Raw genomic sequence first — 15,063 nt, forward strand, 5'->3', positions numbered from 1 at the left:
AAGCCCGCTCCTACAGGTTCGGCGGACATCCGTAGGATGGGTTGAGCAGCGCGATACCCATGCGGTTGATTGATGGGTATCGCTGCGCTCCACCCATCCTACGCAGCGCTGGTTTGGCCTTTTTGTCACTTGCCAAAAATCTTGCAGACGACGCCAAACGCCCCATCAGCAGGCCGAGTGGAATCGTTGCGGAAGGGGTTGAGCGGCATGGATGCCGCGAGAGCCGCGATGGGCCAGGGATGGCCCTTCGCGGCGGGCCCCTGGAGCAATGATGGAGCGAGGGAACCCGACGAAGTCGGGCCGGATGCAAGGGGCAAGACTTTTTGCTTACTTTTGGGGCGTCTGCCAAAAGTGAGCCGCCGTAAGGGCGGAACCAATAGTGGGAACACTGCAAAAGCGGCGCCCTCCCCCATAAAAAGCAGCAAAGCTCGCGGCTAAAGCCCCTCCCACAGGGTGGCAGTGCTCACAACCGTTGCAGGCGCAAAAATAAAACCTCGCCAATCAGCCGGGTTTATCAGGCAAACGCCTGGCTTATCCCGACAAGGCCACCGGCGTGCCGTGTGATTACGGCGCCACTGCGCCCTAACCGCCAGGTATAAAAAAGCCAGACCCTAAAGTCTGGCTTCTTCACATCATCAACCACTTATTCAGCCTGGCTGACGCTCCACTTCCTTGACCCGGAACCACGCCGCATACAGCGCCGGCAGGAACAGCAGGGTCAGCGCCGTGGCGACGATCAGGCCGCCCATAATCGCGACCGCCATCGGCCCGAAGAACACGCTGCGCGACAGCGGGATCATCGCCAATACTGCCGCCAAAGCGGTCAGCACGATAGGCCGGAAGCGTCGCACGGTGGCTTCGATAATCGCATGCCAGCGGTCCATACCCGAGGCGATGTCCTGCTCGATCTGGTCGACCAGAATCACCGAGTTACGCATGATCATCCCCGACAGCGCGATGGTGCCAAGCATAGCCACAAAGCCGAACGGTTGACGGAAGATCAGCAGGAACAAGGTCACGCCGATCAGCCCTAGCGGCGCGGTGAGGAACACCATGGCCGAGCGCGAGAAGCTTTTCAGTTGCAGCATCAGCAGCGTCAGCACCACCACGATAAACAGCGGTACGCCGGCATTCACTGATTTCTGACCACGGCTGGAATCCTCCACCGTGCCGCCCACATCCAGCTGATAGCCATCTGGCAACTGCGCGCGGACCGAATCGAGGGTCGGTAGGATCTGCTTAACCAGGCTGGCCGGTTGTTCACTGCCATACACATCGGCACGCACGGTGACAGTCGGCAGGCGGTTGCGGTGCCAGATGATGCCTTCTTCGAAGCCATATTCCAGGGTGGCGACCTGTGACAACGGCACGCTGCGGCCATTGTCGGTGGGCACTGCCAGGCTTGGCAGCAGACCAAGCTCCTGGCGCTCACTCAAGGTGCCGCGCAACAGGATCTCGATCAGCTCGTTGCCTTCGCGGTACTGACTCACCGGCGAGCCGGTCAGTGAGCTTTGCAGGAAGCGCGACAGATCAGCCGTGCTGACGCCCAGGGCGCGGGCGCGCTCTTGGTCGATGTTCAGGCGCACCACTTTGCTCGGTTCTTCCCAGTCCAGGTGGACGTTGCTCACATGAGTGTTCTCACGCACCTTATCGGCGACCTGACGCGCCAAACGGCGCACCTCATCGATATGTTCACCAGAGACACGGAACTGCACCGGATAGCCGACTGGCGGGCCGTTTTCCAGGCGCGAGATACGGGTACGCAGGGTCGGGAACTCGTCGTGCAGCACCTCAATCAACCAGGTGCGGATCTTCTCGCGCTCCTCGATGCTTTTGGCCAGCACCACGAACTGCGCAACGCTAGCCGCCGGCAGTTGCTGGTCCAGCGGCAAATAGAAGCGCGGCGAGCCAGTGCCAACATAGGCGACGTAGTTGTCGATGCCTTCATGGCCGTTGAGCAGTTGTTCCAGACGTTTGGCTTGCTCTTCAGTGGCGGCCAAGGACGCGCCTTCACTGAGTTTGAGGTCAACCATCAGCTCCAGTCGCCCGGAAGCGGGGAAGAACTGCTGCGGCACAAAGCGGAACAGCACAATGGAGGCGATAAACAAACCGATGGTCAACAAAATCACGGTTTTGCGGCGGCGCACGCACCACTCCACCGCCCTGCGCACACGCTGGTAGAACGGCGTGCCGTAAGGGTCATGCCCACCGGCGCTGCCGCCATGCTTGGCCGCGTGCAGTTTGGCCAGATCCGGCAGCAGCTTGGCGCCCAGGTAGGGCACAAACACCACGGCGGCGATCCATGACACCAGCAGGGCAATGGCCACCACTTGAAAGATTGAGCGGGTGTATTCGCCAGTGCCGGATTGTGCAGTGGCGATCGGCAGGAAGCCAGCGGCGGTGATCAGCGTACCGGTGAGCATCGGAAAGGCGGTGCTGGTCCAGGCGTAACTGGCCGCTTTGATGCGGTCATAGCCCTGCTCCATTTTGATCGCCATCATCTCCACCGCAATGATCGCGTCATCCACCATCAGCCCCAACGCCAGCACCAGCGCACCGAGGGAAATTTTGTGCAGGCCGATGCCCAGGTAGTACATGGCGGCGAAGGTCATCGCCAGCACCAGCGGAATCGACAGCGCCACCACCAGACCGGTGCGCAGGCCGAGGGAGAAGAAGCTCACCAGCAGGACGATGATCACCGCTTCGGTGAGCACGCGTACGAACTCGCCCACGCCGGTTTTTACTGCGGCCGGTTGGTCCGAGACTTTGTTCAGCTGCATGCCGGCCGGCAGGGTTTCCTGCAGGCGAGCAAACTCGCCTTCCAACGCTTGGCCCAGCACCAGGATGTCGCCACCAGGCTTCATCGACACGGCCAGACCGATGGCGTCTTCGCCCATGTAGCGCATGCGCGGTGCGGGTGGATCATTGAAACCGCGTTTAACCTCGGCCACATCGGCGATGCGGAAGGTGCGATCAGCCACGCGAATGGGGAAATTGCGAATCTCATCGACCGTTTCGAAACGACCGGTCACGCGCAGTTGTACACGGTCAGAGGCGGTTTCAAAGAAGCCGGCAGCGGCCACAGCGTTCTGTTCTTCCAGCGCTTGCTGCACGGCCGCAAGCGGCAGGCCAAGGGTGGCCAGCTTGGTGTTGGACAGCTCGATCCAGACCTTTTCATCTTGCAGGCCGAGCAAATCAACCTTGCCCACATCCTTAACGCGTTGCAGCTGCAGCTGGATGCGGTCGGCATAATCCTTGAGTACGGCGTAGTCAAAGCCCTCACCGGTCAGCGCATAGATATTGCCGAAGGTGGTGCCGAATTCGTCGTTATAGAACGGCCCTTGAATGCCTTGCGGCAGGGTGTGGCGAATGTCGCTGACTTTTTTACGCACCTGGTAGAACAGGTCGGGAATATCCGCCGAGTGCATGGAGTCACGGGCAACAAAGGTGACTTGAGATTCACCGGGACGCGAGAACGAGATGATCTTGTCGTAGTCGCCGGTCTCCATCAGTTTCTTTTCGATGCGCTCGGTGACCTGCCGCGCGACTTCCTCGGCGCTCGCCCCTGGCCAGTTGGTGCGTACCACCATGGCCTTGAAGGTAAAGGGCGGGTCTTCGCTCTGGCCCAGCTTGGTATAGGAAAGAGCCCCGACCACAGCCAGCAGCAGCATGAGATACAGCACGATCTGGCGGTTGCGCAGCGCCCAGGCGGATAGGTTGAAATCCATCGGGCTTACTCCTCGACCGTCGGTTTGGCCTTGGCCGTCAGCTGGACAACACGGTTGTCGCGGTCAACCGGACGCACCTGCTGGCCTTCGCGCAGCACCTGGCCACCGGCGGCCACCACCCAATCGCTGGCCTGCAGGCCTTCGAGAATCGGCACGGTCTTCTCACCATAAGCACCAATGCGCACGTCGGTGCGTTTGAGGGTGGACGTCTCGGTGTCGACGACCCAAACGTAGGGCTGATCCTTCTCAGCCGACAGCGCCGACAGCGGCACGGCCAGCGGCACTTCGCCGTTGTGAGCAATAAACACACGGGCGCTCTGGCCCAGTTCAGCCGGTACTTTGCCTTCGGTAAAGGCCACGCGAGCGGCGAAGGTGCGCGACTGCGGATCGGCCGAGGGTGACATTTCGCGAATGCGCCCAGGGAAACGCAGGTCCGGCTGCGACCACAGCTCGACCGCGACATCCTGGCCGACTTTAAAGCGCTCGAACGCCTGCTCCGGCAGATTGATCATCACTTCACGCTCGCCATCGGCGGCGAGGGTAAACACGGTTTGTCCAGCGGCCACAACCTGCCCGACCTCAACCATGCGCCGCGCCACCAAGCCATCTTGCGAGGCGCGCAGTACGGCATAACCGGCCTGGTTATTGGCCACGTTGAATTCGGCCTTGATTTGCTTGAGTCGCGCCACGCCAGAGCGATAAAGGTTCTCGGCATTGTCGAGCTGCGAACGACTGACCAGGTTGCGGGCCTGCAAGGTTTTGTAGCGGTCGCGTTCGGCGCGCACCAACTGCAGGTTGGCCTCGGCTGCCGCCACTTGGGCGCGGGTGGCCTCCAGCTGCAAACGCACATCTTGTGGGTCCAGCTCGGCCAGAGGCTGATCCTTCTTCACCCGTGCGCCGACATCAACCAAACGCTTGGTCACCTTGCCACCGATGCGGAAGGCCAACTCCGGCTCAAGGCGCGCACGCACTTCACCGGGGTAGGCATCCATCAGGTCGCCCGCCAACTGTGGCTGCACCACCATGGCCGGGCGCACAACCACTGCCGCGGGCTCGCCATTGCCGCAGGCTGCGAGCAACAGAATAAGACTGGCAGGTAAAGCAACAGACAGGGCATGACGAAACATGATGACGAACCTTTGTGGAGGCTTTTGAATATTTAAACTGACGGGTATAGTAAAAATAGCAAACTCACTAGTCCAGTATTAAAAACGACCCATGCCAAACAAAGTGTTACCAACCAGCGGCCCCGGTCGCCCAAAAGACCTGGCCAAGCGCAAAGCCATTCTGGAAGCGGCGAAAACCCTGTTCCTCAGCAATGGTTATGACGGTAGCAGTATGGATGCAATTGCCGCGGAAGCCGGGGTTTCCAAGCTCACGGTGTACAGCCACTTCACCGACAAGGAAAAGCTGTTTGCCGAAGCGGTGAAATCCAAATGCGAAGAGCAACTGCCAGAGTTGTTGTTCGAGCTGGACGACGGGGTACCGGTAGCGCAGGTGCTGCTGAATATCGGCCGTGGCTTTAATCAGTTGATCAACAGCCGTGAGTCGGTGGAGCTGCACCGGGTGATGGTGAGCCTGGCTGCGCAGGACTCCAAGCTCTCGCGGATGTTTTATGAAGCCGGTCCGCAGCGCGTGCTGCATGGCATGGAGGAGCTGTTGCGCCGCGCCCACCAGGCTGGCAAGTTGCACGTTCCTGACCCACTGGGTGCGGCGGATCAGTTCTTCTGCTTGATCAAGGGCGGCGCCAATTTCCGCCTGCTGATCGGCTGCGGCGACGCCCTGCAGGGCAGTGAGGCCGAAGCCCATGTGCGCGATGCGGTTGAGGTATTCCTTCGCGCCTTTCGCGCCGACTAGCGCAAAGCGCCGCCAGCGCTACTCGCTACTCGCTGGCGGTTTGCAGCTTCTTCTTCGGGTAGATGTCGTAGCGGCTGGATTTACCTTCCAGGGCATAACCGGGCTTGGCACCGTCAATCAGCGGCGCCTTGCGCGGACGCTTAACCACCACCCGATGGCTGGCCAGGTTCAGCGCCGCTTCCAGCAATGCTGGCGCATCCAGGTCATCGCCAACAAACGGACGGAACAGGCGCATCTCTTTTTTCACCAGCGCGCTCTTGTCGCGGTGCGGAAACATCGGGTCGAGGTAAATCACCTGCGGCGGCTCGCCTTGCCAGGCGCGCATCAGCTCGATGGCATTGCCGTTCAGCAGCCGCATGTGCGCGGCAATCGGTGCGACGTCGCGGTCCAGCGCGGCACGCGCCAGGCCATCTTCCAGCAGCGCGGCAATCAGCGGCTGACGCTCGATCAGGGTCATGCGACAGCCCAGGCTGGCCAACACGAACGCATCGCGCCCCAGGCCTGCCGTGGCATCCAGCACACTCGGGCGCACCCCAGCCTGCACGCCCACCGCCTTGGCAATCATCTGCCCGCTGCCGCCACCGAATAGCCGGCGATGCGCCACAGCGCCTTCAACAAAATCCACTTTCACCGGCCCTGGCGCCTGCGGCCCCAGCTCCACCAATTGCAGGCCGCCTTCACCTAGCTGCAGGGCAAACTCGCTGTCACCGTCCAGGGGTAAACCCAGGCGTGCGGCCCAGGCTTCAGCCGCTGCCTGTAGATGCGGGGCCAGCGCCTGCATACGAATTCTGGCTATTAGCCGCTCATCACTCATCAGAAAATGTGCTCAAAAATCACTCAATTGACCGCCGCAGCGGCCGATAACCTGCCTGAGCGGCATTTTGCCAGACCCGGCAGCTTCCAGCCGCACCGAGTTCGCTATGTTTGATGTCATTTCTGCCCCATCTAGCGCGGCTCCATCGGCCGCTCACACGCGCTCGATCAGTGAAACACTGGATGAAGGCAAGCGCGCCTCACTGGATTATCAGATTCTGCGGCGCACCCTGATGCTCGATGAAGTCGAGGCCCAAGCACCTGCCAGCCCGCCGGAAACGCCCAGCGAACCACCTGCCGTCACCACTCAGGCCAGTGATTTTCAAGAACTGGCCGCCCAGCGTGAGCTGGAGCTGAACGTCACGGTCAACGCCGAACCGCAGAAAACCGACCCCTTGGTGCTGGACTTGGCCGGCAACGGTTTCAGCACCAGCAGCCTGAGCCGTTCAGTACGGTTCGACCTAGATGCAGACGGAAAGCTTGACCAGATCAGCGTACCCACCGGTGACGACGCCCTGCTCGCGCTCGACCGTAATGGCAACGGTCGTATCGACGATGGTCGCGAGCTGTTCGGCGACCAGAACGGCGCGGCCAACGGCTTTGCCGAACTGCGCAAATACGATGACAACGGTGATGGCCGCATCGACAAGCAAGACTCCATCTTCGAACGCCTGAGTCTGCTGCGCTTCGACGCCCAGGGCCGGCAGTCCAGCCAGTCGCTGAGCCAGGCCGGCGTCAGCGCCATTCACCTGCAAGCGCGCGATGTGAAGATTGCCCTGGGCGCCTACGACGAAATCGCCCAACTCGGCCGCTTCGAATTCGCAAATGGCCACAGTGGTCAGGCTGCCGATCTATTGCTGGCGCAGCGTTAAGTCAAAGCGGCCCGTAGGGACGCTTTCAGAACCTGTGCTCCGATCTCGCGAGCTAGAGCGAGACAAGGCAGAAATGGCTGAGGGCGCGGAGTTTACGGGTTGTAAATGAGCAGTACTCGTTTCACTCGCCCTTCGGGCCGCGCTGACGCGCGTTAGTCGCAAGCGGCTTGCCGAGGCCATTTCTAACGCAGTATCGCCGACGCGCAGCAGATCCGAACCAGGCTCTTAGCGGCACATCCGCCACAACCCCATATCCACATGAAAGTGGTCATGGTGGGCCGCGTTGTACTCCGGCCCCAAAGTGGTGTTGAAACGCCGACAGGCTCCCTGCTGCACGTGGCGCAGAAACTCGGCGTTCTTGCCCTGCTTGGGCCAATCCTGCAGCACGCTGATGCGCCGACCATCAGCTAAACGGAAGCTGATGATATCCAGCGCATTGGCCGAGGCATGCTGGCTGCGGCGCTGACTGCCGGCAATGGTGCGGCAGGCAAAACTGCCCACATGCTCGACCCGCGCCACGCGCTGGCCAAATACCGCCAGGGCAGCAGGCTGCAGATCATGCTGTTCGAACAGGGCAAAGGCCGCCGCCAGCGGGCAGCTGGCGATAAAGCTGCTGCTGAACGCAACTCCGGCGCTGTGTACGCGCAGGGTGTTGTTCAGCGGGCACGTCACTTCCGGACGGCTATCGGCCTGCGGGGTAAAACGCAGTGATGAGGTATTCAAGGTCTGCTGACACAACGCCGGATCATCCTGCAGCCGCCAGAGCTAAAAGCCGGTCAACAGGTTTGGTGTCTCGCGAATATCCAGCACCGCCCAGGGGTTCCAGCGCGGCGGCACATCCAGCCAGCCACGCCAGATCGCCAGCAACAGGCCGGCGAGCACTACACAAACCATGAAAAAAACGCGGAAGAAAGTCATGCGGCGCAGCCTATCAGAGCAAGCCCAGTTGCTCGACCTGATCGTCCACTTGCACCTGTGACAAGGCTGGCAAACCCGGCAGACGCCGCATCAACTGCTGATGAAAGCGCTGCGCCAGTTGCGGGGCCAGGCGGTTGTCCGAGGTGTGCAGGAAGACGTAAGGCGTACGGCCCTCCTCGATCCAGCCCGCTACCTTGTCCAGCCAGGGCGCCATAAAGGGGTCATTGGCCTGCAGCTCGGGATGGCCGATAAAGCGCAACTGTGGAGCCTGACTAAAGGCAGTGGGGCGCAGCGGCAAGCGCGGCTTTTTCGCCTGTGCATGCAGCACGGCCGGCGCTGTGGATACGCAGCTGAACAGTGCCCGTGAATCCAGACAAATGCGCTCGATGCCACGCCCATGCAGCAAACGATTAAGGCTGCGCTCCTCCTCACCCTTGGCAAAGAACGCCGGATGGCGCACCTCAACGGCCAGCTCACCGGCCTGCCAGGGCTCAATAAAGCTGATGAGTTCGACCAAACGTTGTGGGCCAAAACTCGCCGGCAGTTGCAACCAAAACGGCGCCACGCGCTTACCCAGCGGCGCCAGCAAGCGGCGGAAATCTTCGGCGGCGCTCAGCTGCTCACGCAGGTCGCTGTTATGGCTGATATCACGCGGCAGCTTGGCGCAAAAGCGCAGGTGCGCGGGCATGCGCTCGGCCCAGCGCGCCACGGTTTCAGGAGAGGGTGGCGCATAGAACGTGGTATTACCCTCAACGGCATTGAACACCTGGGCATACAACGGCAGAAAGTCGGCGCTGCGACTGCCCTCTGGATACAAGTTTCCGCGCCAGGCGGGCTCGCTCCATGACGGGCAACCGAGGTAGTAAGGCAACATCAAATTTAAGACCGTGGAGAAACGCAGCGCGTGAGGGTGAGATCAGCCGAGGGCGCGAAGTGTACATGAGCACTGCGCAGCTGATGCCCACACGGCATAGCCGAGTAAAGTCGTTTCACAAGGGTCGTGTTAGGCGTAGAGATCGAGACCCAGCACCTGCTGGGCATCCGTCTCGCTGGCGAAACTGGCGGTTGAGCTGTAGCTGGCCAGCGCCTGGGCGGCGCGGTTGTTTAACGGCGCTTGGTACAGCTGGTCTTGCAGACGAGCCGGCAGGCTATCGCTGCTGGCATTACTGGCTTCGACCTTACGCGCCTGGGCGACTTGTTCAAAGCCCTGGGTGCTGGAGGGGGATGTAGGCTGCTCACGACGTTCCTCTATCTCGCGCTGCGCTTCGCGAAATGGCGTAACCGCAGAGCCCGGGCGGGCACTGCGGTCTGGCGAATAAGAGGAGGTAAAACCGTCAATACGCATCAGTTACTGCTCGGCTTGCTTAGCCAACGATGGATACAAGTGATGGCAATTTAGCTTCCCTCGCTCGGCTTGGCAATCAAGCACCGCACCACATGGCTGGATGCGCGACAGAAGGTGCACCTGAGCCCGTCCGATTAAACCGGCGCCTTGGGCGTGGCCACCTGATCACGCAGATAAACCGGCTGCGCCAGGTCGGCGTCCAATGCCTCGCCACGCGCCCAGGCAAAGCGCGCCAAACTGAGCAGGTCTTCGGCGTGCGGCAGCATGGCGGCATCCTGCCCGTTGATCGCGACCCCAATACGCGCAGCAAAGGTGCCCCAGCCAGTGCCGGCGGCAAACCAGTCGCCACTGGCATTGTCCGGCAGGCTGGCGCGCTCCGGTGGCAATACGGCCTCGATCCCAGCCAGACGCATTTCGCCTTGCTCGGCCCGGTAGCAGCCCCAGTAGACTTCATCCATGCGTGCATCGATGGCTGCGGCCACCTGCTGCGCACCATGCTCACGCAGGCTGCGCTGCGCCAGCACCGCCAAGTTGGACACCGGCAACACCGGACGCTCCAAAGCAAACGCCAGGCCCTGCACCACGCCGATGGCAATGCGTACACCGGTGAAGGCCCCTGGGCCACGCCCAAAGGCAATCGCATCGAGCGCCGACAGCGGCACATCGGCATCGGCCAGCAACTGTTTGATCATCGGCAGCAGGCGCTGAGCGTGCATACGCGGAATCACGTCGTAGTGGCTGAGCACCTTACCGTCATGCAGCAGGGCAACGGAGCAGGCTTCAGTGGCGGTATCCAGGGCCAGGAGAGTGGTCATTGCATTCGGACAGGTGACGAAATGGACCGGCATTAGAACGGCTTGAGGCTTTTTTTTCCAGCGTAATCACTGCTACCCGCGCCTGTCACGCGAGCGGTCTCGAAGGATTAGGCATGCAGCGGGGCCGAAGAGCCCCACTGCTGCCTGAGTAACGCGTGCTTACCAGGGTTCGATAACGGTCTTGGCGTCCCAACCTTGCAAAGGCGCCTTGGACCAGGTGCCGTAGCCCGCATTGGGGAACACAATCCACTCGGTGCCCCACTTACCCGCTTCGGCGGCCACGGTGGCACGCTGATCGGCCAGTGGCGTCTTGCGGAAACGCCCATCAAAGTCATGCAGGGTATCGCCCAACATCAGCACGATCTGATGATCGGCGCTGACAATGGCGCGGCGCTCGACCTTGGGCGGGCCCAGCAGTAACACGCTTTCTTCCGAGATCTGCGGCAGCCCCAGCTTAGTCAGCGTGGCCAGGGTGTATTTCTTCTGCTCGTCGGCGCGATCCGAGATATAGCGAATGGTCACTCCCAGGCTGTCGGCATGCTGCAGAAACTGCTTGGCGCCAGGAATGAGTGCCGGGGTGCCGTCGCGCTCCCAAGGCAGCCAGGTGTCCCAGGCGTCATAAGTGTGGCAGTTGGCCAGATCCCGCGCCAGCAAGGCGCTGTTGTCGATGACGGTTTCGTCCAAGTCGGTAACGATGGCGAGCTTCGACGGATCTTTCGCGGCGGCCACTGCCGCATCCAGTTTCAGCGTGGCGATGTTGTAGGCCTGCAGCTGCAAGGCCTGAATTTCCGCCGACTGCTGCTGGAAACGCAGGCCCATGCTGAACTCGGCGACGCTGCAGTCCGCTTTGGGCTTCGCTGGGGTCTCGGCAAAAACGGCGGGAACGGCCAGCATCGATACCGCCAGGCCCAGCCAGGTAAGACGGTGTGTGGATTTCTCGGTCATGAATGTCCTCTCTCCTTGGTGGTGACGCGCGCGATTCAACATGCCAAGGCGCTACGGCCAGGCCGCAGAGCTATGGCTATCGCCCTTTGATAGTAAAAAATCTGCCGCGCGCCACCATACTTGAGAGCGACCAGCACGTATCCGTAGCCACACAAATAAAGACCCAGAAACGACAACGGCCCGCAAAAGCGAGCCGTTGTCTGAATACATCAAGGCTTAGCTGAGAGCAGCGAGCACTTTGGCAGTGATTTCGTCGACCGAACCAACACCGGCGATGGCGCTGTACTTCGGCGTGCCCTCAGCAGCCGCGAGCTTCTGGTAGAAGTCCACCAGCGGCTTGGTTTGCGAGTGATAGACCGACAGGCGATGACGCACAGTTTCCTCGGTGTCGTCCTTACGCTGAACCAGCTCTTCGCCGGTTGCATCGTCCTTGCCTTCCACTTTTGGCGGGTTGTAGACGATGTGGTAAACGCGGCCACTGGCCTCGTGCACACGGCGACCGGCGATACGGCCGACGATTTCTTCATCGTCTACGGCGATCTCGACCACGTTATCGATAATCACACCGGCTTCTTTCAAGGCTTCAGCCTGAGGAATGGTGCGCGGGAAGCCATCGAAGAGGAAACCATTGGCACAATCGGCTTGCGCAATGCGTTCTTTGACCAGGTTGATGATCAGGTCATCAGAAACCAGACCACCGCTGTCCATGACGCTTTTGGCAACCAGGCCCAGCTCAGTGCCGGCCTTTACCGCAGCACGCAGCATGTCACCGGTGGAGATTTGCGGAATACCAAATTTCTTGGTGATGAAACCAGCTTGGGTACCTTTACCGGCACCGGGCGCCCCCAGCAAAATCACGCGCATCGATGTGCTCCTCAAAATATAAGTAAAAATCGACGGACTCGCCTCGTGGGGCCAATCTCAGAATTGTTCAAGCAGCGCTGCCAACAGGGGCCAGAGTGCCGAAAGGCCGCTCAAGATACACAGCGCACCCATAGCGCACAAGCCACCGAAAGTCGGATATACCGATGACTGCCTCAGCCAGGTAGTGGATTCGGCGACGCACTACATGCACCCCGCCGAATACGCTAATCACCCCGAACGGACATTAACCGGTGTTGCGCAAACCGGCCGCAATACCGGCCACGCTAACCAACAATGCCTGTTCCAGAGGGCTGTCGGCCTGATTGTCCCGCAGCCTTGAGCGCGCCAGCAGCTCGGCCTGAAGCAGATGCAACGGATCAAGGTAGGTGTTGCGCACGCTGATCGACTCCAGCGTCTCCGGGCTGTGCGCCAGCAACTGCGACTGACCAGTCAAACCCAGCACTGCCGCCACCGCCTGCGACAATAGGCCGCGCAAATGCGCACCCAGTGGCTGCAGCGCCGGCTCGACCAAACGCTCGTCATACAGCTGAGCGATAGACTCGTCGGCCTTGGCCAACACCATCTCCAGCATGTCGATGCGCGTGCGGAAGAATGGCCACTGTGCGCGCATCTGCCCGAGCAGTTCGCCTTCGCCGCGCTGCAAGGCGTTGTTCAGCGCCGCCTCCCAGCCCAGCCAGGCCGGCAGCATCAGGCGGGTCTGGGTCCAGGCAAAAATCCACGGAATGGCCCGTAGACTCTCAACCCCGCCTTCGCGGCGCTTGGCCGGGCGGCTGCCCAGGGGTAATCGCCCCAACTCCTGCTCTGGGGTGGCCTGGCGGAAATAGTCGACGAATTGCGGATGCTCGCGCACCACCGCGCGGTAAGCGCTGACGCCATCACTGGCCAGCTTATCCATCAGCTCACGCCAAGCTGGCTCAGGGCTGGGTGGCGGCAGCAGCGTCGCTTCCAGCACAGCCGCCAAGTACAGATTGAGGTTCTGTTCGGCGATATCCGGCAGGCCAAATTTGAAACGAATCATTTCGCCTTGTTCGGTGGTACGGAAACGCCCCGCCACCGAACCCGGCGGCTGCGACAAAATCGCCGCGTGTGCCGGGCCACCGCCACGCCCCACCGTGCCGCCACGGCCGTGGAACAGCAGCAATTCGACGTCCTGCTCGCGGCACACCTGCACCAGGGTTTCCTGGGCGCGGTACTGGGCCCAGGCCGCCGCCGTGGTGCCCGCGTCTTTGGCCGAGTCGGAGTAACCAATCATCACTTCTTGCGGCCCATGTAGGCGCGCGCGATAACCGTGCAAGCCGAGCAGCTGACTGATCGCCGGCCCCGCGTTATCCAGATCCGCCAAGGTCTCGAACAGCGGCACCACGCGAATCGGCCGTTGCAGTCCGGCTTCCTTGAGCAACAGTTGCACCGCAAGCACATCAGATGCCACCCCAGCCATGGAAATGACGTAAGAGCCCAAGGATGCAGCAGGCGCGCGGGCCACCTCACGACAGGTAGCCAGCACCTCTTCAGTTTCACCACTGGGCTTGAAATGCCCCGGTAGCAGTGGCCGGCGGTTTTCCAGTTCTTGCAGCAAAAACGCTAAGCGTGCGTCTTCATCCCACTCGGCGTAGCGCCCCAGCCCCAGGTACTCGGTAATTTCACTCAGGGCGGCAGCATGCCGGCTGGAGTCCTGGCGCACGTCCAGGCGCACCAAGAACAAGCCGAAGGTGGCGGCACGGCGCAAACAATCGAGTAACGGGCCGTCGGCAATCACGCCCATGCCGCACTCATGCAGGGACTGGTAGCAACACTGCAGAGGTTCCAACAGCTCGCGATTGTCCTGTAACACGGCGATTGGTGCCGGCAAGTCTTCACTCAAGGCGGCATGAGCCCAGCTACGGGTGGCGCGCAAACGTTCACGCAGTTGCTTGAGCAGGCTGCGGTACGGCTCGGCACTCTCCCCCACTCGGGCCAACAACGCCGCACTGGCCTGCTGCATGGACAGTTCGGCAGCCAGCTGATCAATATCCCGCAGGTACAGATCAGCCGCCATCCAGCGCGCCAACAGCAGCACCTCACGGGTCACGCGGGCAGTCACGTTGGGGTTGCCGTCACGGTCCCCGCCCATCCAGGAGGCAAAGCGAATTGGGGCGGCATCCAGCGGCAGGTGCAACCCGGTAGCGCTATGCAACACCTGGTTGGCCTTGCGCAGCACATTGGGAATGGCATGCCAAAGCGAATGTTCGATCACCGCAAAGCCCCATTTGGCTTCATCCACCGGGCTGGGCCGGCTACGGCGAATTTCTTCGGTGTGCCAGGCCTCGGCAATCAGGCGCTGCTGGCACTGCTTGACCCGCTCGCGCTCGGCCGCCGAAAGGTCGCGGTGGTCACCCGCCGCGAGCTGCTCGGCCATGGCATCGTATTTCTGAATCAAGGTGCGCCGTGCCACCTCGGTGGGGTGCGCGGTCAGCACCAGCTCGATATCCAAACGGCCGAACTGGCGGGCCAGGGCCTCACCTTTATGCCCATGGCTGGCCAATCGCTGCAGCAGATCAGCGAGGATATTGTCTTCAAATGGCTGCGCTTCACCCGGCGCTCGGCGGCGCACACGGTGATATTGCTCGGCAATATTGGCCAGGTTGAGGAACTGGTTAAATGCCCGCGCCACGGGTAGCAACTCGTCATCCGCCAGCTCGTTCAGGGTTGCACTGAGTTGCTCGGTACCTTGCGCCGAACCACGGCGAGAAGCCTTGGCACCCTTGCGAATACGTTCGATCTTGTCAAGAAAATCGGCGCCGTGCTGCACCTTGATGGTGTCACCCAGTAGCTCGCCAAGCTGGTGGACGTCCTCGCGCAAACGCGCGTCGATTTCTGCCATGACTATTGCCTCCTCTGATCCTGCC

General features: G+C 61.3%; 11 protein-coding genes and 1 pseudogene. 2 read left to right on the top strand and 10 right to left on the bottom strand.

Going from position 1 to position 15,063, the window contains the following annotated elements; all coding sequences use genetic code 11:
- Positions 1 to 647: 647 nt before the first annotated feature.
- Positions 648 to 3,728, bottom strand: a complete 3,081-nt coding sequence (locus D8779_RS01865) for an efflux RND transporter permease subunit (protein ID WP_136662771.1) — start codon at positions 3,726 to 3,728, stop codon at positions 648 to 650.
- 5 nt (positions 3,729 to 3,733) lie between these two features.
- Positions 3,734 to 4,855, bottom strand: coding sequence for an efflux RND transporter periplasmic adaptor subunit (locus tag D8779_RS01870; RefSeq protein ID WP_136662772.1), 1,122 nt, complete (start codon positions 4,853 to 4,855; stop codon positions 3,734 to 3,736).
- A gap of 91 nt (positions 4,856 to 4,946) precedes the next feature.
- Here D8779_RS01870 and D8779_RS01875 point away from each other — a divergent pair, with 91 nt between their 5' ends.
- Positions 4,947 to 5,585 carry a TetR/AcrR family transcriptional regulator gene (locus tag D8779_RS01875; protein ID WP_136662773.1) on the top strand — a complete coding sequence of 213 codons (639 nt, stop codon included), beginning with the start codon at positions 4,947 to 4,949 and terminating at the stop codon, positions 5,583 to 5,585.
- 25 nt (positions 5,586 to 5,610) lie between these two features.
- Here the strand turns inward: D8779_RS01875 and D8779_RS01880 are convergent, their stop codons facing one another.
- Positions 5,611 to 6,399 (bottom strand): class I SAM-dependent methyltransferase, encoded by a 789-nt coding sequence (locus D8779_RS01880; RefSeq protein ID WP_136662774.1) that lies wholly within the window; start codon positions 6,397 to 6,399, stop codon positions 5,611 to 5,613.
- A 106-nt stretch (positions 6,400 to 6,505) separates the two neighbouring features.
- On the opposite strand from D8779_RS01880, the gene D8779_RS01885 reads away from it, so the two are divergent.
- Positions 6,506 to 7,270 carry a hypothetical protein gene (locus D8779_RS01885; RefSeq protein ID WP_240789668.1) on the top strand — a complete coding sequence of 255 codons (765 nt, stop codon included), beginning with the start codon at positions 6,506 to 6,508 and terminating at the stop codon, positions 7,268 to 7,270.
- Between the two features lie 225 nt (positions 7,271 to 7,495).
- On the opposite strand, the pseudogene D8779_RS01890 reads toward D8779_RS01885, so the two are convergent.
- From D8779_RS01890 to ppc, 7 genes and pseudogenes are all read right to left on the bottom strand, one after another.
- Positions 7,496 to 8,188 (bottom strand): annotated as a pseudogene (locus tag D8779_RS01890) (extensin-like domain-containing protein).
- A 13-nt stretch (positions 8,189 to 8,201) separates the two neighbouring features.
- Positions 8,202 to 9,062: a DUF72 domain-containing protein gene (locus tag D8779_RS01895; RefSeq protein WP_136662775.1), complete on the bottom strand. Its 861-nt coding sequence runs from the start codon at positions 9,060 to 9,062 to the stop codon at positions 8,202 to 8,204.
- A 129-nt stretch (positions 9,063 to 9,191) separates the two neighbouring features.
- On the bottom strand, positions 9,192 to 9,533 hold the full coding sequence (locus D8779_RS01900; protein ID WP_136662776.1) for a hypothetical protein: 342 nt from the start codon (positions 9,531 to 9,533) through the stop codon (positions 9,192 to 9,194).
- Positions 9,534 to 9,667: 134 nt separating this feature from the next.
- Complete coding sequence (gene tsaB / locus D8779_RS01905; RefSeq protein ID WP_136662777.1) at positions 9,668 to 10,348, bottom strand: tRNA (adenosine(37)-N6)-threonylcarbamoyltransferase complex dimerization subunit type 1 TsaB; 681 nt, start codon at positions 10,346 to 10,348, stop codon at positions 9,668 to 9,670.
- A gap of 159 nt (positions 10,349 to 10,507) precedes the next feature.
- Positions 10,508 to 11,293, bottom strand: a complete 786-nt coding sequence (locus tag D8779_RS01910; RefSeq protein WP_136662778.1) for a 5'-nucleotidase, lipoprotein e(P4) family — start codon at positions 11,291 to 11,293, stop codon at positions 10,508 to 10,510.
- Between the two features lie 216 nt (positions 11,294 to 11,509).
- Positions 11,510 to 12,157, bottom strand: coding sequence for an adenylate kinase (gene adk / locus D8779_RS01915; RefSeq protein WP_136662779.1), 648 nt, complete (start codon positions 12,155 to 12,157; stop codon positions 11,510 to 11,512).
- 244 nt (positions 12,158 to 12,401) lie between these two features.
- Positions 12,402 to 15,038, bottom strand: a complete 2,637-nt coding sequence (gene ppc, locus D8779_RS01920) for a phosphoenolpyruvate carboxylase (RefSeq protein WP_136662780.1) — start codon at positions 15,036 to 15,038, stop codon at positions 12,402 to 12,404.
- Positions 15,039 to 15,063 lie beyond the last annotated feature (25 nt).

Origin of the sequence: Pseudomonas leptonychotis, assembly GCF_004920405.1 — a bacterium.
Taxonomy (GTDB): Bacteria; Pseudomonadota; Gammaproteobacteria; order Pseudomonadales; family Pseudomonadaceae; genus Aquipseudomonas; species Aquipseudomonas leptonychotis.

Bases quoted from the DNA above. Each gene is read 5' to 3' on its own strand.
- D8779_RS01910 (WP_136662778.1), bottom strand. From the start codon at position 11,293: ATGACCGAGAAATCCACACACCGTCTTACCTGGCTGGGCCTGGCGGTA.
- D8779_RS01880 (WP_136662774.1), bottom strand. From the start codon at position 6,399: ATGAGTGATGAGCGGCTAATAGCCAGAATTCGTATGCAGGCGCTGGCC.
- tsaB (WP_136662777.1), bottom strand. From the start codon at position 10,348: ATGACCACTCTCCTGGCCCTGGATACCGCCACTGAAGCCTGCTCCGTT.
- D8779_RS01870 (WP_136662772.1), bottom strand. From the start codon at position 4,855: ATGTTTCGTCATGCCCTGTCTGTTGCTTTACCTGCCAGTCTTATTCTG.
- adk (WP_136662779.1), bottom strand. From the start codon at position 12,157: ATGCGCGTGATTTTGCTGGGGGCGCCCGGTGCCGGTAAAGGTACCCAA.
- ppc (WP_136662780.1), bottom strand. From the start codon at position 15,038: ATGGCAGAAATCGACGCGCGTTTGCGCGAGGACGTCCACCAGCTTGGC.
- D8779_RS01895 (WP_136662775.1), bottom strand. From the start codon at position 9,062: ATGTTGCCTTACTACCTCGGTTGCCCGTCATGGAGCGAGCCCGCCTGG.
- D8779_RS01865 (WP_136662771.1), bottom strand. From the start codon at position 3,728: ATGGATTTCAACCTATCCGCCTGGGCGCTGCGCAACCGCCAGATCGTG.
- D8779_RS01900 (WP_136662776.1), bottom strand. From the start codon at position 9,533: ATGCGTATTGACGGTTTTACCTCCTCTTATTCGCCAGACCGCAGTGCC.
- D8779_RS01875 (WP_136662773.1), top strand. From the start codon at position 4,947: ATGCCAAACAAAGTGTTACCAACCAGCGGCCCCGGTCGCCCAAAAGAC.
- D8779_RS01885 (WP_240789668.1), top strand. From the start codon at position 6,506: ATGTTTGATGTCATTTCTGCCCCATCTAGCGCGGCTCCATCGGCCGCT.